General features: G+C 70.7%; 22 protein-coding genes and 2 tRNA genes. 6 read left to right on the top strand and 18 right to left on the bottom strand.

Annotated features, from left to right (window positions below):
- Nucleotides 1-137: 137 nt before the first annotated feature.
- Entirely contained in the window at nt 138-2003 is a 1866-nt protein-coding gene (lepA, locus tag OIE74_RS26430; protein ID WP_329387840.1) for a translation elongation factor 4, read from the bottom strand.
- 201 nt (nt 2004-2204) lie between these two features.
- On the opposite strand from lepA, the gene rpsT reads away from it, so the two are divergent.
- Complete coding sequence (rpsT, locus tag OIE74_RS26425; RefSeq protein ID WP_189108282.1) at nt 2205-2471, top strand: 30S ribosomal protein S20; 267 nt, start codon at nt 2205-2207, stop codon at nt 2469-2471.
- A gap of 190 nt (nt 2472-2661) precedes the next feature.
- Here rpsT and holA read toward each other — a convergent pair whose 3' ends face one another.
- Nucleotides 2662-3648, bottom strand: coding sequence for a DNA polymerase III subunit delta (gene holA, locus OIE74_RS26420; protein WP_329387837.1), 987 nt, complete (start codon nt 3646-3648; stop codon nt 2662-2664).
- A gap of 68 nt (nt 3649-3716) precedes the next feature.
- Here holA and OIE74_RS26415 point away from each other — a divergent pair, with 68 nt between their 5' ends.
- Complete coding sequence (locus OIE74_RS26415) at nt 3717-3971, top strand: hypothetical protein (RefSeq protein WP_329387835.1); 255 nt, start codon at nt 3717-3719, stop codon at nt 3969-3971.
- A 63-nt stretch (nt 3972-4034) separates the two neighbouring features.
- Here the strand turns inward: OIE74_RS26415 and OIE74_RS26410 are convergent, their stop codons facing one another.
- The 6 genes from OIE74_RS26410 to leuS form a co-directional block, all read right to left on the bottom strand.
- Complete coding sequence (locus OIE74_RS26410; RefSeq protein WP_329387833.1) at nt 4035-4916, bottom strand: YceI family protein; 882 nt, start codon at nt 4914-4916, stop codon at nt 4035-4037.
- 206 nt (nt 4917-5122) lie between these two features.
- On the bottom strand, nt 5123-7669 hold the full coding sequence (locus tag OIE74_RS26405) for a ComEC/Rec2 family competence protein (RefSeq protein WP_329387831.1): 2547 nt from the start codon (nt 7667-7669) through the stop codon (nt 5123-5125).
- The gene (locus OIE74_RS26400; protein ID WP_329387828.1) at nt 7666-8736 is read right to left on the bottom strand and encodes a ComEA family DNA-binding protein; all 1071 of its coding nucleotides are present in this window, start codon (nt 8734-8736) and stop codon (nt 7666-7668) included. Before OIE74_RS26400 ends, OIE74_RS26405 begins: the two co-directional genes overlap by 4 nt.
- 120 nt (nt 8737-8856) lie before the next feature.
- The gene (locus tag OIE74_RS26395) at nt 8857-9702 is read right to left on the bottom strand and encodes a DegV family protein (RefSeq protein ID WP_329387824.1); all 846 of its coding nucleotides are present in this window, start codon (nt 9700-9702) and stop codon (nt 8857-8859) included.
- Nucleotides 9703-9941: 239 nt separating this feature from the next.
- Complete coding sequence (locus OIE74_RS26390; protein ID WP_329387821.1) at nt 9942-10784, bottom strand: hypothetical protein; 843 nt, start codon at nt 10782-10784, stop codon at nt 9942-9944.
- Between the two features lie 150 nt (nt 10785-10934).
- Nucleotides 10935-13835: a leucine--tRNA ligase gene (leuS, locus tag OIE74_RS26385; RefSeq protein ID WP_329387817.1), complete on the bottom strand. Its 2901-nt coding sequence runs from the start codon at nt 13833-13835 to the stop codon at nt 10935-10937.
- Nucleotides 13836-14405: 570 nt separating this feature from the next.
- On the opposite strand from leuS, the gene OIE74_RS26380 reads away from it, so the two are divergent.
- Together OIE74_RS26380 and OIE74_RS26375 are read left to right on the top strand one after the other, a co-directional pair.
- Nucleotides 14406-15959, top strand: coding sequence for a hypothetical protein (locus OIE74_RS26380; RefSeq protein WP_329387815.1), 1554 nt, complete (start codon nt 14406-14408; stop codon nt 15957-15959).
- Complete coding sequence (locus tag OIE74_RS26375) at nt 15956-17551, top strand: NADH-ubiquinone oxidoreductase-F iron-sulfur binding region domain-containing protein (protein ID WP_329387813.1); 1596 nt, start codon at nt 15956-15958, stop codon at nt 17549-17551. The genes OIE74_RS26380 and OIE74_RS26375 overlap by 4 nt, the downstream gene beginning before the upstream one ends.
- Before the next feature lie 86 nt (nt 17552-17637).
- On the opposite strand, the gene OIE74_RS26370 is transcribed toward OIE74_RS26375, so the two are convergent.
- Nucleotides 17638-18537, bottom strand: a complete 900-nt coding sequence (locus OIE74_RS26370) for a putative RNA methyltransferase (RefSeq protein WP_329387812.1) — start codon at nt 18535-18537, stop codon at nt 17638-17640.
- A 75-nt stretch (nt 18538-18612) separates the two neighbouring features.
- Nucleotides 18613-18685, bottom strand: a tRNA-Ala gene (locus OIE74_RS26365).
- Nucleotides 18686-18804: 119 nt separating this feature from the next.
- Between OIE74_RS26365 and OIE74_RS26360 the strand changes: the two genes are divergently transcribed.
- Entirely contained in the window at nt 18805-20097 is a 1293-nt protein-coding gene (locus OIE74_RS26360) for a glycosyltransferase 87 family protein (RefSeq protein WP_329387809.1), read from the top strand.
- A 172-nt stretch (nt 20098-20269) separates the two neighbouring features.
- Here OIE74_RS26360 and OIE74_RS26355 read toward each other — a convergent pair whose 3' ends face one another.
- The 8 genes from OIE74_RS26355 to OIE74_RS26320 form a co-directional block, all read right to left on the bottom strand.
- Nucleotides 20270-20503, bottom strand: a complete 234-nt coding sequence (locus OIE74_RS26355; RefSeq protein ID WP_031231688.1) for a hypothetical protein — start codon at nt 20501-20503, stop codon at nt 20270-20272.
- Nucleotides 20504-20506: 3 nt separating this feature from the next.
- A complete protein-coding gene (locus OIE74_RS26350) occupies nt 20507-20671 on the bottom strand; it encodes a hypothetical protein (protein ID WP_329387806.1) in 165 nt (54 codons plus the stop codon).
- Nucleotides 20672-20815: 144 nt separating this feature from the next.
- Nucleotides 20816-20888 (bottom strand) — tRNA-Ala (locus OIE74_RS26345).
- 72 nt (nt 20889-20960) lie between these two features.
- Nucleotides 20961-21614 carry a histidine phosphatase family protein gene (locus OIE74_RS26340; protein ID WP_329392449.1) on the bottom strand — a complete coding sequence of 218 codons (654 nt, stop codon included), beginning with the start codon at nt 21612-21614 and terminating at the stop codon, nt 20961-20963.
- On the bottom strand, nt 21611-22042 hold the full coding sequence (gene rsfS / locus OIE74_RS26335) for a ribosome silencing factor (RefSeq protein ID WP_329387803.1): 432 nt from the start codon (nt 22040-22042) through the stop codon (nt 21611-21613). Before rsfS ends, OIE74_RS26340 begins: the two co-directional genes overlap by 4 nt.
- A gap of 75 nt (nt 22043-22117) precedes the next feature.
- Nucleotides 22118-23842, bottom strand: a complete 1725-nt coding sequence (locus tag OIE74_RS26330) for an LCP family protein (RefSeq protein ID WP_329387799.1) — start codon at nt 23840-23842, stop codon at nt 22118-22120.
- A gap of 19 nt (nt 23843-23861) precedes the next feature.
- Nucleotides 23862-24488: a nicotinate-nucleotide adenylyltransferase gene (gene nadD, locus OIE74_RS26325; RefSeq protein WP_329387794.1), complete on the bottom strand. Its 627-nt coding sequence runs from the start codon at nt 24486-24488 to the stop codon at nt 23862-23864.
- Nucleotides 24489-24526: 38 nt separating this feature from the next.
- On the bottom strand, nt 24527-24691 hold the full coding sequence (locus tag OIE74_RS26320; protein WP_329387790.1) for a hypothetical protein: 165 nt from the start codon (nt 24689-24691) through the stop codon (nt 24527-24529).
- 194 nt (nt 24692-24885) lie between these two features.
- Between OIE74_RS26320 and OIE74_RS26315 the strand changes: the two genes are divergently transcribed.
- The gene (locus OIE74_RS26315) at nt 24886-26010 is read left to right on the top strand and encodes a M48 family metallopeptidase (protein WP_329387786.1); all 1125 of its coding nucleotides are present in this window, start codon (nt 24886-24888) and stop codon (nt 26008-26010) included.
- Nucleotides 26011-26032: the final 22 nt, after the last annotated feature.

Below are 26032 nucleotides of genomic sequence, written 5' to 3'. Positions count from 1 at the left end.
ACGCGGGGAGCCGCTTCATAACGAACCCGACCGTGAACGGCCGTCGGGCCCGCGCGCCTGAGCGCCCGGACCCGACCGGCCCTACTCGCGAGTCACTTCCCCGTCACCCCCGGCCGTAACCCGCCGTACGCCCGGGGTCACTTCTTCTTGCCGGACGATTCGTCGCTCGACAGCACCGCGATGAACGCCTCCTGCGGGACCTCCACGCTGCCGACCATCTTCATCCGCTTCTTGCCCTCCTTCTGCTTCTCCAGCAGCTTGCGCTTCCGGGAGATGTCTCCGCCGTAGCACTTGGCGAGGACGTCCTTACGGATGGCGCGGATCGTCTCACGGGCGATGACCCGGGATCCGATGGCCGCCTGGATGGGCACCTCGAAGGCCTGGCGCGGGATGAGCTCCCTGAGCTTGGCGACGAGCCGTACGCCGTACGCGTACGCCTGGTCCCGGTGCGTGATGGCGGAGAAGGCGTCGACCTTGTCGCCGTGCAGCAGGATGTCGACCTTGACGAGCTGGGCGCTCTGCTCGCCGGTGGGCTCGTAATCCAGCGACGCATAGCCACGGGTCTTCGACTTCAGCTGGTCGAAGAAGTCGAAGACGATCTCGGCCAGCGGGAGGGTGTAGCGGATCTCCACCCGGTCGGCGGAGAGATAGTCCATGCCGAGGAGCGTGCCGCGGCGGGTCTGGCAGAGCTCCATGATCGAGCCGATGAACTCGCTGGGCGCGAGGATCGTGGCGCGGACGACCGGCTCGTGCACCGAGTCGATCTTCCCCTCGGGGAACTCGCTCGGGTTGGTGACGGTGTGCTCCTTGCCGTCCTCCATCTCCACCCGGTAGACGACGTTCGGCGCGGTCGCGATCAGGTCGAGGTTGAACTCGCGCTCCAGCCGCTCGCGGATCACGTCGAGGTGCAGGAGCCCGAGGAAGCCGACGCGGAAACCGAAGCCGAGAGCCGCCGAGGTCTCCGGCTCGTAGACCAGGGCCGCGTCGTTGAGCTGGAGCTTGTCGAGGGCGTCGCGCAGCTCGGGGTAGTCCGAGCCGTCCAGCGGATAGAGACCGGAGAACACCATCGGCTTGGGGTCCTTGTAGCCGCCCAGCGCCTCGGTCGCGCCCTTGGCGAAGGAGGTGATCGTGTCACCGACCTTGGACTGCCTGACGTCCTTCACCCCGGTGATGAGATAGCCGACCTCGCCCACACCGAGACCGTCGGCCGGGGTCATCTCGGGCGAGGAGACACCGATCTCCAGCAGTTCGTGGGTGGCGCCGGTGGACATCATCCGGATGCGCTCGCGTTTGTTGAGCTGACCGTCGATGACACGTACGTAGGTGACGACGCCCCGGTAGGAGTCGTACACCGAGTCGAAGATCATCGCGCGCGCCGGGGCGTCGGCGACACCGACCGGCGGGGGCACGTCCTTGACGACCCGGTCGAGCAGGACGTCGACGCCGACGCCGGTCTTCGCGGAGACCTTGAGCACGTCCTCCGGCTGACAGCCGATGAGGTTCGCCAGCTCCTCGGAGAACTTCTCGGGCTGCGCGGCCGGCAGGTCGATCTTGTTGAGCACCGGGACGATGGTGAGGTCGTTCTCCATCGCCAGATAGAGGTTGGCCAGGGTCTGCGCCTCGATGCCCTGCGCGGCGTCCACCAGGAGGATCGTGCCCTCGCAGGCGGCGAGCGAGCGGGACACCTCGTAGGTGAAGTCCACATGGCCCGGAGTGTCGATCATGTTCAGGACATGGGTGGTGCCCTTGTCCGGACCCTCGTTGGGGGCCCACGGCAGCCGGACCGCCTGGGACTTGATCGTGATGCCGCGCTCGCGTTCGATGTCCATCCGGTCGAGATACTGGGCACGCATCTGCCGCTGGTCGACCACGCCGGTCAGCTGGAGCATCCGGTCGGCGAGCGTCGACTTGCCGTGGTCGATGTGCGCGATGATGCAGAAATTACGGAGCAGCGCCGGGTCCGTACGGCTCGGCTCGGGCACGTTGGTAGGGGTCGCGGGCACGCAGGGTCCTGATTCTTGAGACGCGCGGCGTCTCGTCTCGGGTCGACATCGGATCGATACGTAGGCTCCATCGTCCCACGGGTACGGGGCTGCGCCCGGTTTGGGCCGGTCGGGCGGTCACTGGTAGCGTGGTCAGCTGTGTCTGCTGCCGTCTCGGCGCGGGCGCTCATTCAAAGATCATCGAACCTGAAAAGGCGTTTCGTGGCGAACATCAAGTCCCAGATCAAGCGGAACAAGACCAACGAGAAGGCGCGCCTGCGCAACAAGGCCGTCAAGTCGTCGCTCAAGACCGCGATCCGCAAGGCCCGTGAGGCTGTCGCCGCCGGTGACGTCGAGACGGCGAACGTGGCCGTCCGTGAGGCGTCGCGCAAGCTCGACAAGGCTGCCTCGAAGGGTGTCATCCACAAGAACGCCGCCGCCAACAAGAAGTCGGCGCTGGCGTCGAAGGTTGCCGCCCTCCAGGGCTGAGCGACTGTCTGCTCACTCTTGATTCCAACCGCCGGAACGGACTCAGCGGGCCCTCTCTACCGCTCCTGACCGGTGTCTTTCGGATCCGCGCACGACTGCGTTCGCCACGCGGGTGCGGGTCCGGCCAGGTTTGACGACGAAGGCCCCGGTACGGCGTACCGGGGCCTTCGGCATGATGACGGGACAGCCCTCAGCGGCCGGCGCGGGCCGCGCGGGCGACCGTCACGACGGCCTTCTCCAGCGCGTACTCGGGGTCGGCGCCGCCGCCCTTGACGCCTTCGTCGGCCTCAGCGACCGCGCGCAGCGCCGTCGCCACCCCGTCCGGGGTCCAGCCGCGCATCTGCTGTCGCACCTTGTCGATCTTCCACGGCGGCATGCCCAGCTCCCGCGCGAGATCGGCGGGACGGCCGCCCCGCGCCGACGAGAGCTTGCCGATGGCGCGCACACCCTGCGCAAGGGCGCTGGTGATCAGTACGGGCGCGACGTCGGTCGACAGCGACCAGCGCAGCGCTTCGAGCGCGTCGGCCGCGCGGCCCTCCACGGCCCGGTCGGCGACGGTGAAGCTGGACGCCTCGGCGCGGCCCGTGTAGTAGCGGGCGACGACGGCGTCGTCGATGGGGCCCTCGACGTCGGCGACGAGCTGGGACACCGCGCTCGCCAGCTCCCGCAGATCGCTGCCGATCGAGTCGACCAGCGCCTGGCAGGCCTCGGGCGTGGCCGAGCGGCCCAGCGCGCGGAACTCCGACCGTACGAAGGCCAGCCGCTCGGCGGGCTTGGTCGTCTTCGCGCAGGGGACCTCACGGGCACCGGCCTTGCGGGCGGCGTCGAGCAGGGCCTTGCCCTTGGGACCGCCCGCGTGCAGCAGCACGAGTGTGATCTCCTCGGCGGGTGCGTCGAGATACGCCTTGACGTCCTTGATCGTGTCGGCGGACAGGTCGTGGGCGTTCCGTACGACGACGACCTTGCGCTCGGCGAAGAGCGACGGGCTCGTCAGCTCGGCGAGGGTGCCGGGCTGGAGCTGGTCGGAGGGGAGGTCGCGCACGTCGGTGTCCGGGTCGGCGGCGCGGGCAGCCGCCACGACCTGCTGGACGGCGCGGTCCAGCAGCAGGTCCTCCTGGCCCACGGCGAGCGTGAGAGGGGCGAGCGGATCGTCGGGGGAAGTCTTCCTGGTGGCCATCGCGGTCCAGCATCGCACGGCCCACCGACAGCGCTCCGCGTACCGCCCGGGTACGGGAGAATGGGCGGGTGAGCGATGTTCGACATGTACTGGTGCTGCCCGACCGCGACGCCGCCGAGGAGGTGGCGGGTGAACTCGTTGACCGCTTCGGGGTGTTGGAGGAGCCCCAGCTCGTACGGGACGCCCTGGCCGGCGAGGACGACGCCGAGGACGCGCAGTGGCTGGTGGTGATCGAGGACGCGACGACGCGGCTCGATCCCGTGGCGCTGGACGCCTTCGCCGCCGAGTACGAGGGGTGGCTCGAAGCACCGCCCGAGAAGTGACGGGCGGTGGCCCAGGGGGTCTTGGCGGGGGCCGGTGGGCTCAGGGTGGGGCTCAGAGTGGGCTCAGGACTTGCGGACGATCTGGACGTCCAGATCGATGGAGATGCTGGAGCCGACGACGGCGATGCCACGGGCGACCATCGTCTGCCAGGTGAGCGTGAAGTCCTCACGGTGCAGCTCGGTCGTGGCACGGCAGGCCGCGCGCGTCTCGCCCTCCATGCCGCTGCCGGTGCCCAGGTAACGGGTGTCCAGCGTGACCGTACGGCTCACGCCGTGCAGGGTCAGCGCGCCGGTCACGGCCCAGTTGCCGCCGCCCCGGTGGACGAAGCGTTCGCTGTAGAACTCCAGCGTCGGGTAGTTGGCCACATCGAGGAAGTCCGCCGAGCGCAGATGGTCGTCGCGCATCCGGACGTTGGTGTCGATGGACGAGGCGTCGATGATGACGTGCATCGCGGACTGGTCCATCCGCTCGGCTATCCGCACGGCTCCGGCGAACACGTTGAACCGGCCGTGGATTCGCGCCAGTCCGATATGGCGCGCGGTGAAGCCGATCTGGGAGTGCGTCGGCTCGATCTCCCACTCCCCCGGACCGGGGAGTGACGGTGGCGTCGCGAGCCGAAGGGTCACGTCGCCGAGACCGGCGTGCGCGCTCTCGCTCACCGCGGCATCGCAGTGGTACGGCGTGTAGCCGTCGGCCGTGACCGCGAGCCGGTACTCGCCTGCCGGGACTGTCGCCATGACCGAGCCGAAGGGATCGCTCTCGCCGCCGAGGACCTTCCGCCCGAAGCCGTCGCTGAGCACGAACTCGGCCCGCTGAACCGGTTCGCCGCCGGGATCGAGAACGCGGCAGCTCAGCACACCCGCCGTGGGTGGCACCGCCACGCCCGCGAGCGGCCCGGCCCCCGCCGCGACGGCCCCACGCCCGCCGAACCAACGTCTGAACATTCCAGCCCACCCCCGTGCCCTTCGGGACTCGGCGCCCGTGCGCGGCATCACATCGTTGCCGAATACATGGACCCTTGACGATTAGGCATTCGATCACCCTTGTGCCGTTCAGGGCAAACACGGGCGCTCACAGGGGGTTTGGCCGATCACCTACCCGCAAGTACCTGACGTCCAGTTACGTCCCTTCTCCTCGTCGTCTCTCCTGGTCATCCCGGCCCTCGTGGCACCGCCCGCAGCCCGGCCCCCGCGCCGGTCACCGCGACCGCGCCGTCCGTGTCCGTACGCATCACCACCGCACCCCCGGCCCGCAGCGCGCCGACCGTACGCGGTGACGGGTGGCCGTACGGGTTGTCCCTGCCGCAGGAGATCAGGGCCAGCCGGGGCCGCAACTCCCGCAGCAGTCCCGGGTCCTGGAAGGCCGAGCCATGGTGCGCGACCTTCAGCACGTCCACCGGCGGCAGCGACGGGTGCTCCCTCGACAGGCCCTGCTGGGCGGGCGGTTCGAGATCGCCGAGCAGCAGCAGTGTCGGACCACCCGCCGTCCGGACGAAGAGGGTGACGCTCGCGTCGTTCGGCCCGCCCGCGCCCAGACCGGGACCGTCCATCGGCCACAGCACCCGCCAGTCGAGCGGCCCGACCCGGCGCCGCTCCCCCGGTATCGCCCGCACCAGCGGGACGCGCGCCTCCCGCGCCGTCCGCCGTACGAACTCGCTCTGCTCCCAAGGCTCTTGAAGGGTCGTCGTCTGGATGGCACCGACCCTCCTGCCGCGCAGCACCCCGGGCAGTCCGGTGACATGGTCGGCATGGAAGTGGCTGACGACGAGCAGCGGTACGCGGGTGATCCCCAGGTCGCGCAGACATCTGTCGGCCAGCAGGGGATCGGGACCGGCGTCCACGACCACGCCGGCTCCCTCGCCGGCCGCGAGCACGAGCGTGTCGCCCTGCCCGACGTCGCACATCGCCAGCGTCCAGCCCGGCGGCGGCCAGCCGGTGACCATCCGGGTGAAGGGGACCGGCCGCAGGACGGCCAGCAGCAGGAGCACCACGGCCATGGCGGCGACCCATGGGTGGCCGCGTATGCGCCGTACCGCGTAGACGACGAGCACCGTGACGACCGCGAGCAGCGCCCCGCCCCGCCAGCCGCCGGGCCACTCGGACTCGGCCCCGGGCAGTGCCGCGCCGGTACGCGCGACCGAGGCGATCCATCCGGCGGGCCAGCCCGCGCACCTGGCCAGCAGCTCGGCCGCCGACATCGCCATCGGCGCCACGGCGAGCGCCGCGAACCCGAGCACGGTCGCCGGTGCCACCGCCAGCTCCGCGAACAGATTGCAGGGGATGGCGACGAGACTCACCCGCGCGGCGAACACCGCCACCACCGGCGCGCACACCGCCTGCGCGGACGCCGCCGCTGCCAGCACCTCGGCAAGCCTGGGCGGCACCCCGCGCCGTTGCAGCGCCGCACTCCAGCGCGGCCCAATGGTGAGCAGCGCGCCCGTGGCGAGCACGGAGAGCACGAAGCCGAAGCTGCGCGCCAGGGCCGGGTCCCAGAGGACGAGGAGCAGCACGGCGGCGGCCAGCGCCGGGATCAGCGATCTGCGCCTGCCGGTGCCGATGGCGAGCAGGGTGATCAGTCCGCAGGCCGCCGCCCGCAGCACGCTCGGCTCCGGCCGGCAGACCACCACGAAGGCGAGCGTGAGCGCCCCGCCGACCAGAGCAGTCGACCGCAGTGAGATCCCCAGACGCGGGGCGAGTCCGCGCCGCTCGGCCCTCAACGCGAGCCCCGGCGGTCCGATAAGCAGGGCGAGGACGATCGTCAGGTTGCTTCCGGAGACGGCGAGCAGATGAGACAGGTCGGTCGCCGTGAACGCGTCGTGCAGCTCGGGCGGGATACGGGAGGTGTCCCCGACCACCAGTCCGGGCAGCAGGGCGCGGGCGTCCGCCGGGAGCCCCTCCGTCGCCTCCCGCAGTCCGGCGCGCAGCCGGCCCGCCGCGCGTTGCACGTCTGTCGGCGGGCGTACGGCCTGTGGAGGCCCGCGCCCCTCCACCCGCAGCAGCGCCGCGTACCTCTCGTCCCCCTCCGCCGACGGCGCCAGCCGCCCCGCCAGCCGGAGCCCGGTGGACGGCAGCAGCCGCTGCCATCCCTTCACCCCGTCCCCCGCTCCGGCTCCGGCTCCGGCTCCCGCGAATACGAGCACCGGCGTACGGACCGCGGTGACCGCTCCGTCGGCGGACGTCACGCGCGTGAGGTCCGCGTCCAGGACAAGGCCCGCCGACGAGAGCCTGTCTCCGTGGACGCGCGGTCTGACGGGGCGCGGATCGGAGGTGACCGTCAGATCGACGGTCACGCGTGCGTACCCCTCGGCGAGCCCCGGCACCGGGCCTCGGTGCCGGTCAGCGCCGTGCAGCCACGCGGACCCCGCGCCGGCCACGGCACAGAGCAGCACGGCTGCGACAGCTACGCCATTCACCCGCCGCCGCACATCCCTCAGCCCACCACCCGCCTGCCGGCCCGCCACCGGTGACGCCACGGGCCTCGGCACCAGAGCCGCCCGCACCAGCAACACTCCCGCCACGACCAGCCCGGTGAGCACCACACCGGCGATCCAGTCGCCCGGTGCGCCCGTCGCCAGCGCGGCGGCGGCCCAGGCCGCCAACGCGGGCGGGACCAGCCGGAGATCGGCCGGGCCTTCCTGGCGAGGGGCTGCGGCGCCCAGCGGATGCCCGGAGGCGGCGTGCACGGCCGCGCGGCTCACGGCTGCACGCGGGGCTCGATGTCGGCGAACCGGCGTTCGCCGATCCCGTTCACCTCGCGCAGCTCGTCGACGGACCTGAATCCGCCGTGCTGGGTGCGGTAGTCGACGATGTGCTGCGCGAGCACGGGGCCGACGCCTGGCAGCGTGTCGAGCTGTTCCACAGTGGCGGTGCTGAGACTCACGGGCGACCCGCCGGGACCCGGGCCGCTTGGGCCGGGCCCCGCCGCGCCCGCGCCGGGCGCGGGCTGACCCGGTGGCGCGGGGCCGCCGACGACCACCTGCTCACCGTCCATCAGCACGCGTGCCCGGTTGAGCCCGGTCAGATCGGCGCCGGGCCTGACTCCCCCGGCGGCCCGCAGCGCGTCGGTGACCCTCGACCCGGCGGGCAGCCGGTGGACACCGGGGCTGCGCACCTTGCCGCTGACATCGACCACCACGCGTTTGCCCGACGACGCGGCGGCGGTTGGAGGTGGCCCCGGCGACGGTGCGGGTTCCCGCACCGGCCCGGTCGCGGCCACCTCTTCACGGACCGTCTCCGGCGCGCTGACCGACTGCGGCCGGCCGGACCAGAAATGCTGGGCCGCCAGCACAGCCGCGACGACCAGCACCACCACCAGCGCCGCGAGTGTCTTCGGCTCCAGCCCACATCTGAGCTGCACCCATAACGGCAACCGGTCCCGTACGGCCGACCACGCCCGCTCGCGCCGCCCGGCCTCCGGAACGACCGGAGTCGGCGAAAGAGGTGGTGCCGGAGTCGGCGCGGGCGCCGGAACCGCCACCGGAGCCGGGGCCGGCCCGCCCACCGCGGCGGCCACCCGAGCCGCCCCGGCGTCGGCGAGCCCGCCGCCCGCCACAGCGCCCGGCCCCACGGCGAAGAGAGCGTCGGCCCGGCGGCGTAAGGCCGTCGTCGCAGGTGTCGTCCCCGCGCGCCTGCGACGCGAGCGCGGCGCGGTGGAGACGATCGGCCTGCCCCGACCGTGCCGCGCCCCTCGCGCAGCGCGGACACGGCCGTCGGACGTCGGAGCACGGCCGGGGCCGCTGGTCACGGAGTGTGATCGGAGAGTCATGCCTCCAGACGGTAGGCACTCCCGCCCGATCCCGCCGAAGACGTCGAATTACCGTGGATAACTCACCAGTTGTGGATAACTCGGCCACCCGAACGAGCGATTCCGCCCTCGTGCGGCAGCTCAGCGCGGCGAGACCACGGCCCCCAACAGCCCCGGCCCGGTGTGCGCCCCGATCACCGCGCCCACCTCGCTCACATGCATCTCCGCGAGACCCGGCACCCGCTCCCGCAGCCGTTCGGCGAGCGCGGCGGCCCGTTCGTGCGCGGCGAGATGATGCACCGCGATGTCGACCTGCCCGGCTCCCGCCCGCTCGGCGACGATCTCCTCCAGGCGCGCGATCGCCTTCGACGCCGTCCGCACCTTCTCCAGCAACTCGATCCGCCCGCCGTCCAGTTGGAGCAGCGGCTTCACGGCGAGCGCCGAGCCGAGCAGCGCCTGCGCGGTGCCGATCCGGCCCCCGCGCCGCAGATAGTCCAGGGTGTCGACGTAGAAGTACGCGTACGTCCCGGCCGCCCGCTTCTCGGCGGCTGCCACCGCCTCGTCCAGCGTGCCGTCCGCCTCCGCCGTCTCCGCCGCCGCCAGGGCACAGAAACCGAGCGCCATCGCGACCATCCCGGTGTCCACCACCCGTACCGGCACGGGCGCGTCCCTCGATGCGAGAACCGCGGCGTCGTACGTCCCGGAGAACTCCGCCGACAGATGCAGGGAGACGATGCCCGTCGCCCCGGCATCGGCGGCTGCCCGGTACGCGGCGGCGAAGACTTCGGGGCTCGGCCGCGACGTCGTCACGGAGCGCCGTTTCTGCAGCGCGAGAGCGAGCGATCTCGCCGAGATCTCGGTGCCCTCTTCGAGCGCCCGGTCGCCGAGTACGACGGTCAGCGGCACCGCGGTGATGCCATGGCGTTCCATCGCCTGGGGCGGCAGGTAGGCCGTTGAATCGGTGACGATCGCGACATGGCGGGACATGAGCGGGAGGTTACCCGCCGCGACCACCGGTCGGCAGCCCGGCCCCGCCACGCCCGCCGAATTCGAAGAGGTCCCCATCGGCTTCCGCCCTCTTCCCCGCTCCGACGTGCCCGGTCTCGACGGGGCCGCAACTCTGACGGCCCGCCACCGACATGCGTGTGCCCCGTCCGGCCACGCGCAACCCGGTCACCGGCCATCCGATCATCCACGAGCGCCAGTCAACTACGGGGCGTGAGGCGTCAGTTCGTCGCCTCGGGCCGCCTCGACTTCTCCTGCCACGGATACGTGGTCTTCCGGGGGTCGGACGGCTCGATCGCCTGTGGTCCTTCGCCCGCCGGCGGCGGATCGGGCCATGTCTGGTCGGCGAGTGTGGGCTCCGGGCGCGCCGCGCGCCCGCCACGTGCTCCCGCGCCCTCCGGCCCGGTCGGAGGCTCGGGCTCCGGCCACTCCATCGGCTGGGGCTGCGGGGCGGACGCCGCCTGCCGGTTCTGCCCCGAGTGAAGATTCGAATCCGCGCCCGGCTCCGCGTTCGGCTCCGCCGACGACCAGTGCCGCAGCGCCCCCGACTCGATGTCGATCTGCTCGCTCAGCAGCGTCAGCTCGTCCTCGGAGAACTTCCGCGCCCGGTCCCTCGCCGCCCACCGCAGCGAATCCGCCGACTTCGTGATCCGTTCCGTACGCTCCCGCAGCTCCGGGAGCCGCCGGGAGATCGTCGCCCGGTCCGGGTCCCGCTCCAGCCGCCTGAGCTCGTCGTCCAGCTCGTGCCCGTACACACTCAGCCGCTGGAAGAGGCTCAGCGACTCCGCCAGCGAGGCGTCCTCCGCCTCGTTCGCCCGGAGCGCCTCCTGGGTGGCCCGCATCGACGTGCGCAGCGAGAGCCGCAGCTGCGCCAGCTCGGCGGTCACGCCGGTCTGCCCGAGGCTCTTCGCTCTCAGGGCGGTGTCCTCGACCGTCCGGCGGGCCTGCGTGATCGTACGGTCCACGCCTCGCTTGGCCGCTCGGACCGCCTTGACACTCACGAACACGCCCAGCGCCACGAATGCGACGAAGAGCAGCGCCACGATCAAAAGCACGGCCTCCATGAGGATGCCTCTCCGGTGTCGACGTAGGTCCCTCCACCGTAAACGGAAAGGGCAGCCTGAGGGTTCCGTCGGAACCCCCAAACTGCCCGTAAGGGAAAGCCCTGCGCCCCCCTTACCCCGCCGATCTACGCGGTGTACCCACGCCGGTGCCTACGCGGTCACGATGTTGACCAGCTTCGGCGCCCGCACGATCACCTTGCGGATCCCCGCGCCGCCCAGCGCCCCGACCACCGCGGCATCACCCAGCGCCAGCGCTTCCAGCTCCTCGTCCGAGATCGACGGGGAGACCTCCAGCCGCGCCTTGACCTTGCCCTTGATCTGTACGACGCAGGTGACGGTCTCGTCCACCACGTACGCGGGATCGGCGGCCGGGAACGCCTCGTGCGCGACCGAGCCGGTGTGCCCCAGCCTGCGCCACAGCTCCTCGGCGACGTGCGGCGCCAGCGGCGCCACCAGCAGCACCAGCCGGTCGGCGACCGAGCGGGCCACCGGCCCGCCCACCTTGGTCAGATGGTTGTTCAGCTCGGTGATCTTCGCGATGGCGGTGTTGAAGCGCAGCGTCGCCATGTCCTGGCCGACCCCGTCGATCGCCTTGTGCAGGGCACGCAGCGTCGCCACCTCGATGTCGGCCTCCGGGATGTCGACGACCGTGACCTCACCGGTCGCCTCGTCCACGACGTTGCGCCACAGCCTCTGCAGCAGCCGGTACTGGCCCACCACCGCACGGGTGTCCCACGGCCGCGACACATCCAGCGGCCCCATCGCCATCTCGTACAGCCGCAGCGTGTCGGCGCCGTACTCGGCGAAGATCTCGTCCGGAGTGACCGCGTTCTTCAGGGACTTGCCCATCTTGCCCAGCAGCCGGCTGACCTTCTCGCCCCGGAACCAGTAGCCGTCCTCCCGCTCCTCGACCTCGTTGGCCTCGACCGCGATACCGCGGCTGTCGCGGTAGACGAAGGCCTGGATCATGCCCTGGTTGTAGAGCTTGTGGAACGGCTCGACCGACGAGACGTGGCCCAGGTCGAACAGCACCTTGGACCAGAAACGCGCGTACAGCAGGTGCAGCACGGCGTGCTCGGCGCCGCCCACGTACAGGTCGACGCCGCCGTGCGGCATGCCCTCGCGCGGACCCATCCAGTACTGCTCCACGGCCGGATCGACCAGGTTGTCCGTGTTGCGCGGGTCCAGGTAGCGCATCTCGTACCAGCACGAACCGGCCCAGTTCGGCATGGTGTTGGTCTCGCGGCGGTAGCGCCGTACGCCCCTGCCGTCGCCCAGGTCCAGCTCGACGGCGACCCAGTCCTCGTTCCGCGACAGCGGTGTCTCGGGCCGGGTGTCCGCGTCGTCCGGGTCGAACGTACGCGGTGAGTAGTCGTCGACCTCGGGCAGCTCCAGCGGCAGCATCGACTCGGGCAGCGAGTGCGCGACGCCGTCCTCGTCGTAGACGACGGGGAAGGGCTCGCCCCAGTAGCGCTGCCGGCTGAACAGCCAGTCACGCAGCCGGAAGTTGACGGTTCCCTCGCCGATGCCCTCGGCGGCCAGCCATTCGGTGATCTTCGCCTTGGCATCGACCACGCCCAGTCCGTCCAGGGACAGGGCGGGGGAAGACGAGTTGACGATCTTCGCTTCGTAGGAGGCGAACGCGTCGTCCCACTCGGCGGGGTCGGTGCCCCGGCCGTCGCCCGGCTCCACGACACAGCGCATCGACAGTTCGAATGCGCGTGCAAACGCAAAGTCACGGCTGTCATGCGCCGGGACGGCCATGATCGCGCCTGTGCCGTATCCCATCAGCACGTAGTCCGCGATGAAGACCGGAATCCGTTCGCCGTTGACCGGATTGGTCGCGTAGGCGCCGGTGAAGACGCCTGTCTTGTCCTTCGCCTCGGCCTGCCTCTCGACGTCGGACTTCGAGGCGGCCTGCTTGCGGTACGCGCCGACGGCATCGGCGGGCGTCGCGTGGCCGCCCGTCCACACGTCGTGCGTGCCCTCGGGCCACGCGGCCGGGACGATCTTCTCGACCAGTTCGTGCTCGGGCGCCAGGACCATGTACGTGGCGCCGAACAGCGTGTCCTGACGGGTCGTGAAGACGGTGATGGCGCCGGCGTCGCCGACCGGGAAGTCGACGCGCGCGCCCTCGCTGCGCCCGATCCAGTTGCGCTGCTGCTGCTTGATCGCGTCGGGCCAGTCCAGCGCGTCCAGGTCGTCCAGCAGCCGGTCGGCGTAGGCGGTGATGCGCATGTTCCACTGGCGCAGCTTGGACTTGAACACCGGGAAGTTGCCGCGCTCGGAGCGTCCGTCGGCGGTGACTTCCTCGTTCGCCAGGACGGTGCCCAGACCGGGAGACCAGTTGACGGGGGCCTCGGAGGCGTACGCCAGCCGGTACTCGCCCAGGATGTCGGCGCGCTCCTTCTCGGTCAGCCCGCTCCAGCTCCGGCCGTCCGGCGTCGGGCGCTCGCCGCTCTCGAACCGCGCGACCAGCTCGCTGATGGGGCGGGCCCGGTCGGCGTCCGGGTCGTACCAGGAGTTGAAGATCTGTACGAAGATCCACTGGGTCCAGCGGTAGAACTCGGGGTCGATCGTGGCGATCGAGCGCCGCTTGTCGTGCCCCAGGCCCAGCCGGCGCAGCTGCCGCGTCATGTTCTCCATGGCGGCCTCGGTCGACTCCCTGGGGTGGGTGCCGCTGCTGATCGCGTACTGCTCGGCGGGCAGGCCGAAGGCGTCGAAGCCCAGCGTGTGCAGCACGTTGTAGCCGCTCATGCGCTGATGGCGGGCATAGACGTCGGTGGCGATGTAGCCGAGCGGGTGGCCCACGTGCAGGCCGGTCCCGGAGGGGTACGGGAACATGTCCATGACGTACTTCTTGGGGCGCGCGACGACGGCCGGGTCCCCGGCCAGGTCGCCGACCGGGTTCGGCGCCTCGTAGGTGCCTTCGGTGTCCCAGAAGTCCTGCCAGCGTGCCTCGATGTCGGCGGCCATGGCAGCCGTGTAGCGGTGCGGCGCGGTCGTCGCGGTCGTCTCCGCGCCGGCGGCGGCCGGATTCGTCTCGCTCATGTCCTCTGAAGCTCCATCGATCGTCTCTGCCGCGGGAATGAAAAAACCCCTCGCACAGGAGGGGGCAGCCACGCTGATTCCGACCGGATCTGTCATCCGTCGGTCTGATCAGCGCGGCTCGCTAAGCAGAAGGCGTACGGCACGCATGCGAGCAGGGTACCGCAGCGGGCACACGGCACGCACGGCGGATTCCGTACGGAGGCGGCCGGGGCGGGGGCCTGCCGGGGCGATGGCGCCGACGGATCGAGGTAGGGATCGAGGTAGGGATCGCAGTCGGGACCGGCGCGGGCCGTTCGAAACCCATACAAGATCGTTCGAGACCGGAACAGGCCATCGACGACATGTGATTCATCGAACCTTCGGCGCGCGAATTACTCCGCGTATCGACCCTATCCGGGGCAACCCCAGAGTCAGTTGACGCTCAATCCCCCCGGTAAACCTGCAAACGGCGAACCCCCCAGTAGGGAGCGTCTTAGCATGCGGCAACGGGACCGCTTTGCCGAGACATTCGGAGTTGCCCCCATGAAACTTCAAAGCAAGATCCGTTCATCGCCTTCCCCGAACCCGGGCATGAACCGTTCCGTCCGAGGCGGACTGTCGGTCGCCGCGATCGTTCTCGTGCCTCTCCTCGCCGTCGCGGGGAGTGACGGGTTCCGCGCGATGCTCGACTTCACCACCGGTGTTCTGTCGCTGGTGTCCCTCACGTCGGCCGTCGCCTGGGGACTGATCGCCACCGACCGGCTGCTGCTCTCCCCGCGCCACCGGCTGCTCGCCCAGGGCATCCACCGGTTCACCGCGATGGCCTCCCTCGGCTTCCTGCTGCTGCACGCCACGGTCAAGGTCTCCCTCGGCCATGTCGCCCTGATCGGCGCCGTCCTCCCCTTCGGCCTCGGGATCACCGGTACGAACGGCCTGATCGGCCTCGGCTCACTCGCCGGCTTCCTGATGGTGACCGCCGCCGCGACCGGGGCGCTGCGCAGCGCCTTCGCCCTCCCCGGCAAGATCGCCGGCCGCTGGCGCGCGCTGCACATGCTGGCCTATCCGGCCTGGTGCTTCGCGCTGATGCACGGACTGTACGCGGGCCGTGCCGCCGCGACCTGGGTGACGACCATGTACTGCCTGGCGCTCGTCGCCGTCATCGGCGCCGTCTCCGTACGGCTGCTGCCTCGGCCTGTCCAGCGCCGTATCGCCGACAAGATCCTCAAGCTGACCGGCGGGGTACGCGAGACTCCCGAGCCGGAGCAGTCGGCGCGCCGTGATCTGGCCCGCGATCCGCTGCCGGGCGCGGCGAACGCGCCGCAGGTCGAGTTCGAGCGGCAGTTCCCGCGCCAGCGGTCCGGCTCCGTTGGAGCGGCACCGCTGGGCGCGACACGGGTCCCGCCGCGCATCGCCCCGCCGTCGCCGCCTCTTTACGAGGCGGGGCGTCCGGGGAGCGCGGATCCGCTCGCGGACACCTTCGTCGCCGACTCCTTCGCACCCCCGGCCGCCGCGCCGTACGCCGCCTCCCCGCCGCCACCGCCGACCGCGGCTCCCGCTCAGGCCGCCTATCCGGACCCGCTCGCGGACACGTTCCTCGCCCCGGGGGCCGCCGGAGCCGGGGCCGGTACGAGGCTGTCGGCCGGCTACCGCGCGGTCTCCCTGGGCGACCCCCCGCCCGCCCCCTCGCAGTTCCCCTTTGCCCCGGCAGGCCCCGGCGACCCGCTGACGTCGCAAGAGGTCCCGTACGCCGAGCGCATCCCGATGACCGAGGAGATACCGGTCATCGACGAGCCGTCGGCGGCCGGGGCCGGTATGTGGCCGACGCCGTCGCCTCCGCCCCCCGCGCAGGCCCGTGGCCAGGAGCCGGGCGCCGGCGCACCGCCGCCGGTGGCCGACCCGTACCAGCAGCCGTCTCCGTACCTGCAACAGGAGACCTACCGGCCGGCTGAGACAAACCCGCCCTCCGACACGTACCTACAGTCGGCCCCCTATCCGCAGCCCGACGCCGCCCCGGCACCCGACCTCTACCAACAGGCCGACCTCTACCGACAGTCGGACGGAGCATTCCAGCAACCTCCCGCCGACGGCGGGGGAACCCCGAGTGCCGGTGAGCCCTGGTACCCATCCGCAGGAGACCGACAGTGAACGCCCCTCTCCCCGATGTCCCCGAAGTCCGTGTCGTCGGCCTTCCCCAGCTGACACAGGGATTCGACCTCGTCGAGCGTCTCGACCTCGCCATGCACCTCAAGGTGCACGGGCCGCTGGAGCCGTTGACAGGGGAACTGCTCGCACAGCTCGCCGAGAACATCAGTCTGCGCGGACGCGGTGGCGCCGGATTCCCCTTCGGCAAGAAGCTGCGCGCCGTCGCCAAGGCGTCGATCCGGCGCGGGGTGCGCCCCGTCGTCGTCATCAACGGCAGCGAGGGCGAGCCTGCCTGCCGCAAGGACACGGTGCTGCTCAACCGCGCACCCCATCTCATCCTGGACGGCGCCCTGTTGGCGGCCGAGGCGCTCGGCGCGCGCACGCTGGTCGTCGCCGTCACCCGCAACTCCACCGAGATATCGATGCGGGCCGCGCTCGCCGAGCGCGGCCTGTCCGACCGGCGCGGGCAGCAGCTGCGGGCGCGGGTGGTCCGTACGCCCGAGCGCATGGTCTCCGGCGAGGCCTCGTCCGTCATCCGCGCGGTGAACGGCGGGCCCGCTCTGCCCCCCGGCCGCCGTGAGCGGGCCGCCGAGTCGGGTGTCGGGGGCGCCCCGACGCTGCTGTCCAACGCGGAGACGTACGCGCAGCTGGCCATCGGCGCCAGGATCGGCGCGCGCCGCTACGGGCACACCGGGCTCGACGCGGAGCCGGGCACCGTCATGCTCACCGTCTCCGGCGCCGTCGCGCGCCCGATGGTCGTGGAGGTGCCGACGGGAGTGCCGCTGCGGTACGTCCTCCAGCTCGCCGGCGCGCCTCCGCTGCCCCAGGGCGTGCTGACCGGCGGGTACCACGGCAACTGGATCGACTCCGTGGCCGCGCACGACGCCGTCGTCTCGCGCGAGTCACTCTCGGCGGTGGGCGGTTCGCTGGGCGCGGGCGCGATCCTGCCGATCGGCCCGGAGACCTGCCCGCTGGGTGAGGCGCTGCGGGTGGCCAACTGGCTGGCCGCCGAGACGGCCGGTCAGTGCGGCCCCTGCAAGCTCGGTCTGCCAGCCGCGGCGGGCGGCCTGAGCGACGTACTGAACGGGGGCGGTCCCGCCGCCCTGGAGGCGCTGCGCGAGGTGACCCAGGCGGTACGGGGGCGGGGAGCGTGCAAGCACCCCGACGGGTCCGCGCGGTTCTTCATGTCCACCCTCTCGGCCTTCACCGACGACCTGGCCGCTCATGTCCTGGACGGCGGCTGCGGGCGCGACACCACCGGCGTGCTGCCGCTGCCGGGCCCCGGTTACGAGACGGCCGAGGAGTCCATCCCGAGCGGCGAGAAGCTGGCCGTGGACTGGACGCTCTGCCAGGGGCACGGCCTCTGCGCCGACATCGTGCCCCAGCTGATCCGGCTCGGCCCCGACGGCTTTCCCGCGCTCGCCGACGCCCCCGTACCGATGCATCTGCGGGGCGGCGCCCAGCGTGCCGTACGGCGCTGCCCGGCGCTCGCGCTCCGTATCGAGCAGCCGGCGCCGCAGCGGCCCGCGCGGCAGGGAGGCCCGGCGGCCCTGCCGCCCGGGGGCGGCAGGAAGGCTCTGGGCAGCGGGCGTTGACGCGCCCTCTGTAAGGAGGCCGGCCCCGGCACGTCCTCTGTTGAGGAGGCCGGGCCCCGCGCCACCGCAGGCCGTCCGTCCCGGCGTCAGTGCGGCCGGTAGGCGGAGACCAGGAAGGAGACGGTCACCGCGAGCGGAGTGTCCAGCGAGGCGACGCTCCGGTGCACGTCTTCGGGGCTGAGGTGGTGGGCGCTCGGCCCCATCAGGATCAGGTTCAGCACGTCCTGGCCGGTCATGGTGACCTCCCGCTCCACCACGTCCGTACGCTCCTGCCGGAAGTGACCGGACAGTGTGCGGTGCAGCCGGTCCTCCTTGGCGGCGTCGACCGACAACATGCCGAGGCTCGCGGGGAGTTCGCCGAGGTGGCGCGCGGTGGGGGTGACGACGACGAGGGCGCCGTCCGGGCGCAGTACGCGCCGGAACTCCGGGCCGTTGCGGGGCGCGAAGACGTTGATCACGACGTCGGCCGCGCCGTCGGCGACCGGCAGCGGCTTCCAGATGTCCCAGGTCGCCGCACCGGCCCTCGGGTGCGCCCCGGCGGCCCGGCGCAGCGCGAACTTGGAGACGTCGAGGCCCAGTCCCACGGCTTCGGGCAGCGCGTCGAGGACCGTGGCGAGGTAATAGCCGGTGCCGGCCCCGGCGTCGATGACGGTGCCGTCCGGCGGGCACAGCTCCTCGACGGTCCCGGCCAGCGCGCGTGCGAGCGGCTCGTAGTGGCCGGTCTTCAGGAAGAGCGTCCGGGCCGTCACCATGTCCGCGCTGTCGGCGTTCGCGGCGTTCGCGCCGCCGGTCAGCAGACTGAGATAGCCCTGGCGGGCGACGTCGAACGAATGGCCTTCGGCGCATCCGAGGGACCTGACGAGCCGGAGGGTCTTGAACGGTGCCGGGACGCCGTGCGGGGGTGTGAGCGCTCCGCCGCACAGCGGGCACCTCAGTACACCGAGCAGCCGGTGCCAAAGGTCGGGCGCGGTGGGCGAGTTGGACACGGCGTTCCTCCGCGAGGGGCTGTCAACGAGAAGAACCCGCCCGGACGACGTGTCCGGACGGGAACTTCTGAGATGTGGAGCTAAGGAGAATTGAACTCCTGACCTCCTGCATGCCATGCAGGCGCTCTACCAACTGAGCTATAGCCCCTTGTGATGTACCGCACTTCGGGCATCCCCTCAGCGGCGGTGCCAACATTACACGGTCCCTCGGCCCTCCCGCCAAATCGTTTCCGATTTGTACCGATAGGGCTGCTACTGTCACCCTTCGTGACCGTACTCACTTCCGTATTCTCGCGGGTCACCGCCGACCGTCGTTCCGTCCTCGTCGGCGCCGCGGTCTGCCTGTTGTCGTTCACGGGGTTCTGGATCGCGCAGCGCGCCGCCGCGGTCTCGATGATCGACGTGATGGTCTACCGGGCCGAGGGCCGTACGGTGCTCGACGGACTCGACCTCTACGCGATGCGCGCGACCCGGGCGGGTCTCCCGACGACGTATCCGCCGTTCGCGGCACTGCTGTTCACACCGCTGACGCTGCTGGGCGTCCCGGAGATGCGCACGCTCGCCACGGCGGGCAATCTCCTGCTCCTCATCGTTTTCGTCCATCTGTCGCTGCGGCTGACGTTCCGGAAGGCGGTGCGGCCCGGCGCCCTGCTGTGGGTGGCGGCGGCGGCCGTCTGGTGCGAGCCGGTGTGGACGACCCTGCGTTACGGGCAGATCAATCTGCTGATCGGCATCGCGGTCCTGTGGGACCTCACTCGCCGTGACGGCCACCGCTGGGCGGGCGTCGGCATCGGTCTCGCCACGGCGGTCAAGCTGACCCCCGCGCTCTTCGCCGTGATGCTGCTGATCACCGGCCTGCTGCGGTTCCGCGAGGCGGGCTGGAACCCCTGGCTGCGGAAGACCGCGGTGGCGGTCGGGGCGTTCCTCACCGCCACCCTCGCGTCGGCCGTGATCCTGCCGTACGACTCCCGCCGCTTCTGGACCGACATCGTCTTCCGGGCGGACCGGGTGGGGCGTGTGGAGGCCGCCGCGAACCAGTCGCTGCGCGGAGTCTTCGCGCGGGTGCTGCACACGATCGATCCGGCCCTGTGGTGGCTCCCGGTGGCCGCCGTCGTCGCCGTGGTGGGGCTGGCGGTGTCGGTGACCGCCGCCCGGCGCGGAAGGACGGCGGAGGCCACCGTCGCCTGCGCGGCCACCGCACTGCTGATCAGCCCGATCTCCTGGTCGCACCACTGGGTCTGGTGCATGCCGATGGTGTTTCTCCTGGTGGCGCACGGGAGGGCGGAGTGGGCGGCGGCGACGGGGATGGGCTTCTACTCGTACGCGCTGTGGCGGGTGCCGCACGGCGCCGTCGAAAGGCTCGAACTCGACCAGAACCGGACGCAGATGACGCTCACGGCGCTCTATCCGACGATGGCGCTGGGGCTGCTGGTGTATCTGTCGGTCGCCGTCCGGGAGGAGCGGCCACCGGTGGCCCACCCGTCGGCGAGGGAAGTGACGGTGGCCAAGCAGCCGACGCGGCCGAAGAGACGGACACGGACGAAGGAGCCGGCCGGCTAGGGCCTGTCGTTTGGGTCAGGCCGGATCAGGGAGCGGGGTCTGGTGCGTGCGATCGCAAGGCGGAGGAGGGAGCCGACGCGGAGCGTCGGCGACTGACGACAACGCGGCGAGCGTGCGTGCCAGGGACCGCGAGCCCGGCAAGATCCAAACGACAGACCCTAGGACCTACTACCTAGGCGGTGGCGAAGGAGTAGAAGCGCTTGAGCGTGCAGTGCTCGTCGAGGAGCCGGCCGTAGATGGGCTCGCCCTCCAGCTCCCGGTACGTCTCGATGGGGTCGCCTTTTATGATGAGCGCGCGGGCGCACTCCTCGCACCAGTACTGGAACGAGGCGTTGAGCGGGTCCATGTCCCGGACGATGGGGGTGCCGCTGCCGCACCAGTCGCATTTTCTCCTGTGCGCACCCATCACTCAGCTCCAGCTGTGGCCGCAGGCCGTGCACACGTAGGAAACTCCGCCGTTGTCGCCGAGTACTTGGGCCACATGGAACGAACCGCACGACAGGCAGCTCAGGCCGGGAGCCCGCTCCGTCGCCCCGAGCAGAACACCGACCTGGTCGATGCTGCTGACGGGCATCGCGCTCTCTCCTCCCCATCCGTGCCGTCGTCCCCCTCCGGCGGTCCGATTCTGTCATGGCAGCGCAAGGAGGGCAGCATGATCACACAGAGGCTTTACGGAACGAGAAATCCCGCCCTCGTAAGGAGGACGGGATCCGGGGTGTGGAGCTAAGGAGAATTGAACTCCTGACCTCCTGCATGCCATGCAGGCGCTCTACCAACTGAGCTATAGCCCCTCGCGTTCTTCGCGCTCCGCGCTCTGAACAAGAAGAACTTTAGCCTGCGGCCTGCCGGAAAGTGAAATCAAGTCAGTCGTCGTCGCCGAGCACCGGCTCGGGGAGCGTCCCCGCGTTGTGCTCCTGAAGACGCCAGCCCCGCACGCCCTCGCCGAGGATGGACCAGCAGCAGTTGGAGAGCCCGCCGAGACCTTCCCAGTGGTGCGCCTCCAGACCGAGCAGCCGGCCGATCGTGGTGCGGATCGTGCCGCCGTGGCTGACCACGACGAGCGTGCCGTTGTCGGGGAGCTTGTCCGCGTGGTGGAGCACGACGGGCGCGGCACGGTCGGCGACCTCGGTCTCCAGCTCGCCGCCCCCGCGCCGTACGGGCTCGCCGCGCTTCCACGCCAGATACTGCTCGCCGAACCGCTCCACGATCTCCTCGTGGGTCAGGCCCTGCCAGGCGCCCGCGTAGGTCTCGCGGAGCGCGGAGTCGTAGCTGACGGTGAGCCCGGTCAGCAAGGCCAGCTCGCCGGCCGTGGCCACGACGCGCTGGAGGTCGGAGGCGACGATCGCGTCCGGCCGCAGCGACGCCAGCAGCCGGGCGGAGCGGCGCGCCTGCGCGGTGCCGGTCTCCGTCAGCTCGATGTCCGTGGTGCCCTGGAAGCGGCGCTCCAGATTCCAGGCCGTCTGGCCGTGCCTCCACAGGATGACGCGGCGGCCTCTGCCGCCTCTGCCGCCGTTCAGCTCAGCTCACCTTCCATGGAGCCGTTCGCGTCCGCGTGCTCGGCGCCCTTGCCACGGGTCTTGACGGCGTCCTCCGGAAGCGGCAGCTCCGGGCAGTCCTTCCAGAGGCGTTCGAGCGCGTAGAAGACCCGCTCCTCGCTGTGCTGGACGTGGACCACGATGTCGACGTAGTCCAGGAGGATCCAGCGGGCGTCGCGGTCGCCCTCACGGCGCACCGGCTTGGCGCCGAGTTCCTTGGACAGCCGCTCCTCGATCTCGTCCACGATCGACTTGACCTGGCGGTCGTTGGGCGCGGATGCGAGCAGGAACGCGTCGGTGATCGACAGCACGTCACTGACGTCGTACGCGATGATGTCGTGCGCGAGCCGGTCTGCCGCCGCCTGGGCGGCGGCGTTGATGAGCTCGGTGGAGCGGTCCGTGGCGGTCACAGGCGATGCTTTCGTCGGCGGTCTGGAGACCCCCAGGGTCTCACGGACCGCCGACAAGCCGACGCAGCTTTTTGATCAGCTGCTTTCGTAGTTTCCGCCGAGAGTGACCAGGACATCCGCGTTCGGCGGGGCCTTGTCCTTCTTGACCGCGCTCACCGGCAGACCGAGCGTCTTGGCGACCTCTTCCGCCTGCGCCTTGTTCTTCGCGTCACCGTAGGTGACCTGCGACGCCTGGGCCGGATCGACCGTACCGCCGTCGACGAAGGTGTAGCCGCCGTTGATGATCGAGACCCGGGCGGCGTCCGTGTCCGCCTTGTCGCCCGTGGCGTTCTTCACACCGACCCGCAGAGCCGCGCCTTCCTCGGGAGCGCTGACGGTGCCGCCGAGGACGTCCTTGACGACGGTGTCGGTCGCCTCCGTACCGAGGGAGCCGTCCCCGCCCACCGGCAGGACCGTCGTCTTGTAGTCGCCGACCTTGGCGTGGCCCGCGAGACTCGCGAGCGCCGCGCCCAGGTCCTGCTCGGTCATCGGGGGTTCGAGGATCTGCGCCAGTGTCTCGACGGTGATCGTCGCGCCCTTCGGGTCGTCCGAGATCTTCCGCAGGACGCCCTGCATGACCGCGCCGAACCGCTCCAGCTGTTTCACCTCGGGCTCGTCCGGTCCCAGGAAGGTGGCGTACGCGACGGCCGCCTGCCCGTTCAGCGTCTGTTCCTCGCCCTTGGTGACCAGCGGGTCCTCGCCCTTCTTGGCGGCCGGGACCTCGACGTTCGTGGTGATGTCGATGTTGCCGACCAGCTCGACGAGATTCTCCAGATAGGGGGTGTCCAGCCGCCAGGTGCCGGAGATCTTGGTACCGAGGAGGGTGTCGACGGACTCGCGGGTGCTCTGGGAGCCGCTGTCGGCGACGGACTTGGCGAGGGTGCCGGTGGCGCCGGTCTCCCCGTCCGCGACGAGAGTGGAGTTGGGCAGCAGGACGGTGGTGCCCTGCTTGGTCGTGGAGTTGTTGACGAGCAGCGCCGTGGAGGTGGCCTTGTCCTTCGTGTTGTGCAGATTCACCATGATCACGTCGCGCTTCTGCGGGCCGGTGGCGGTGTTCTGCTTCTTCTCGTCGGCCGGGAAGCCGGGCAGCTTGCCCGCGTACCAGAGGTAGCCGACGCCGCCGACGACCACCAGCGCCATCACGACGACCAGGGCGACGACGCGGCTGCGGCCGCGGCGGCGGGCCTCCTCGCGGCGCTCGGAGCGGCTCTCGGTGAACTTGAGCCAGTCGATGACGTCTTCGGAGTCGGAGTCCGGCTCTTCTATGAAGGAGAACTGCTCGGTCCTGTAGTCACCGTCGGGCGCGGACCGCCGCTGGCCCGGCACGGCGGGCTCGGGGGCCGGGGCGGCGGGTGCGGGTGCCGGCGCGGGCTCCTCGACCGGCGCCGACTGCTGCTGTGGCGGCGGTTGTTGCTGCTGCTGCGGGATGTTCCACTGCGTCGTGTCGACCGCCGCGGGCTGCTGCCCGGTGTCGTAGCCGTAACCCTGTTGCTGTTGTGCGTACGGGTCGTACTGCTGCCCCTGAGCCTGCTGTTGGCCGTACGGGTCGTAGCCGTACCCCTGTTGCTGCTGCGACTGCTGCTGTTGCTGCGCGTACGGGTCGTACTGCTGTCCCTGAGGCTGCTGTTGCTGCCCGTCTTGCTGCTGTTGCTGTTGCTGCTGATACACCGGTTGCCCGTACTCGTCGTAGCCCACGATCTGCGGCTGGGTGTAATACGGGTCGTACGGGTCGTACGGGTCGTACGGCTGCTGGTCGTTCACCGGTGCCCCTCTCCGTGGCTCATTCGCCGCGGTACAACTGCCGCTTGTCGATGTAGCGCACCACGCCGTCCGGCACCAGATACCAGACCGGATCACCCTGCGCGACCCTTGCCCGGCAGTCGGTCGACGAGATGGCCAGCGCGGGAACCTCCACCAACGAGACGCCGCCCTTGGGCAGTCCGTCGTCCGTCAGATCGTGTCCGGGGCGGGTGACACCGATGAAGTGGGCCAGCGCGAACAGCTCTTCGGCGTCCCGCCAGCTGAGGATCTGGGACAGCGCGTCAGCGCCGGTGATGAAGAAGAGATCCGCGTCGCCGTGCAGGGAGTGCAGGTCCCGCAGCGTATCGGTGGTGTAGGTCTTGCCGCCACGGTCGATGTCGATACGGCTGACCGAGAACTGCGGGTTGGAAGCCGTCGCGATGACCGTCATCAGATACCGGTCCTCCGCCGGCGAGACCGCCGAGTGGCTCTTCTGCCACGGCTGTCCCGTCGGTACGAACACCACCTCGTCGAGGTTGAACAGCGCGGCCACCTCGCTGGCCGCCACCAGGTGCCCGTGGTGGATCGGGTCGAACGTCCCGCCCATCACCCCGAGACGGCGTCTGCCGTTCTGTCCCGCGCCCACCGGCGCTGCCTGATTTCCCATGCCTGCGGAGCCTACTGGCACGGCGTAACGGCCCCGTCTCAGCGGTCGCGGTTGAAGCGGGTGGTGATCCACAGCGCCAGAAGCAGCGCGAACAGCGCGCCGCCACCGATGAGGTACGCGCTGAGGCTCTCGTGGCTGCCTCCGTGCTCGCTGCCCTCGGCGGCGACGGTGACCATGCTGGCTGCGGTGCTGTAGAGGCTCATCTTCGGCAGGACCTATTCGATCGGGAGCGGAGACTTCGCGCACATCGTATGCGGGCCCGTCGGGCACCCTCACGCCGACTCGGACGTTGAAGTCGACGACGGCGCGCAGCGGCCCCGCACAACCGTAGTCGCAGCGCATACGGTGGGGTCCGGCAGGGGGACGAGCCGGTGACTCGTACGGACAGGGGAATTCAATGACCGAAGACAGCCACGACGCAGCCAGTCGCGAGAACGTGCCGAGCAGGCAGCGCAAGCGATTCCCCGGTATCTCCTCACGGGCGTACGAACATCCCGCGGACCGCTCCGCCCTGGTCGCGCTGCGCAAGCTGAGCGGTTTCGACACGGTCTTCAAGGCGATGAGCGGCCTGCTGCCGGAGCGCAGCCTGCGGCTGCTCTTCCTCTCCGACTCGGTGCGCGTCAGCGACGTGCAGTTCGCGCATCTGCACACGATGCTGCTGGACGCCTGTTACATCCTGGACCTGGAGAAGGTCCCCACGATGTACGTCGCGCAGAACCCGACGCCGAACGCCATGTGCATCGGTCTCGACGAGCCGATCATCGTGATCAACACGGGTCTCGTCGAGCTGCTGGACGAGGAGGAGATGCGGGCGGTCGTCGGCCACGAGGTGGGCCACGCGCTGTCCGGGCACTCCGTCTACCGGACGATACTGCTGTTCCTCACGAACATCGCGCTCAAGGTCGCCTGGATCCCGCTCGGCAATGTCGCGATCATGGCGATCGTGTCGGCGCTGCGCGAGTGGTTCCGCAAGTCGGAGCTGTCCGCGGACCGGGCGGGGCTGCTGGTCGGCCAGGACCCCCAGGCGTCGATGCGCGGCCTGATGAAGATCGCGGGCGGCAATCATCTGCACGAGATGAACGTCGACGCGTTCCTGGAGCAGGCGCGGGAGTACGAGGAGGCGGGCGATCTGCGGGACTCCGTGCTCAAGATCCTGAACGTGCTGCCGCGTACGCACCCGTTCACGACGGTGCGCGCCGCCGAGCTGAAGAAGTGGGGCGAGAGCCGCGACTTCCAGCGGATCATGGACGGGCACTACCCACGTCGTACGGAGGACAAGGACACGTCCGTCAGCGACTCGATCCGTGACTCCGCCTCGCACTACGCGGACTCGGTCCGCACCAGCAAGGACCCGCTGATGAAGCTGGTCGGCGACATCGCCGGCGGCGCGGGGGACCTCGGCGGCAAGCTCCGGGACAGGTTCACGGGCGGCTCGTCGGGCAACGCGGGCGGCGGCAGCGGAAGCAGCGGCGGCGACAGTGCCAACGGCAACGGCGCCAAGCCCGCCGACGACGGGAAGTAGGCGACGGGAAGTAGGCGACGGG

The organism is Streptomyces sp. NBC_01716, assembly GCF_036248275.1.
Classification (GTDB): domain Bacteria; phylum Actinomycetota; class Actinomycetes; order Streptomycetales; family Streptomycetaceae; genus Streptomyces.
The sequence above is the reverse complement of the archived record's forward strand: the minus strand, read 5'-3'. Positions and strand labels throughout refer to the sequence as shown.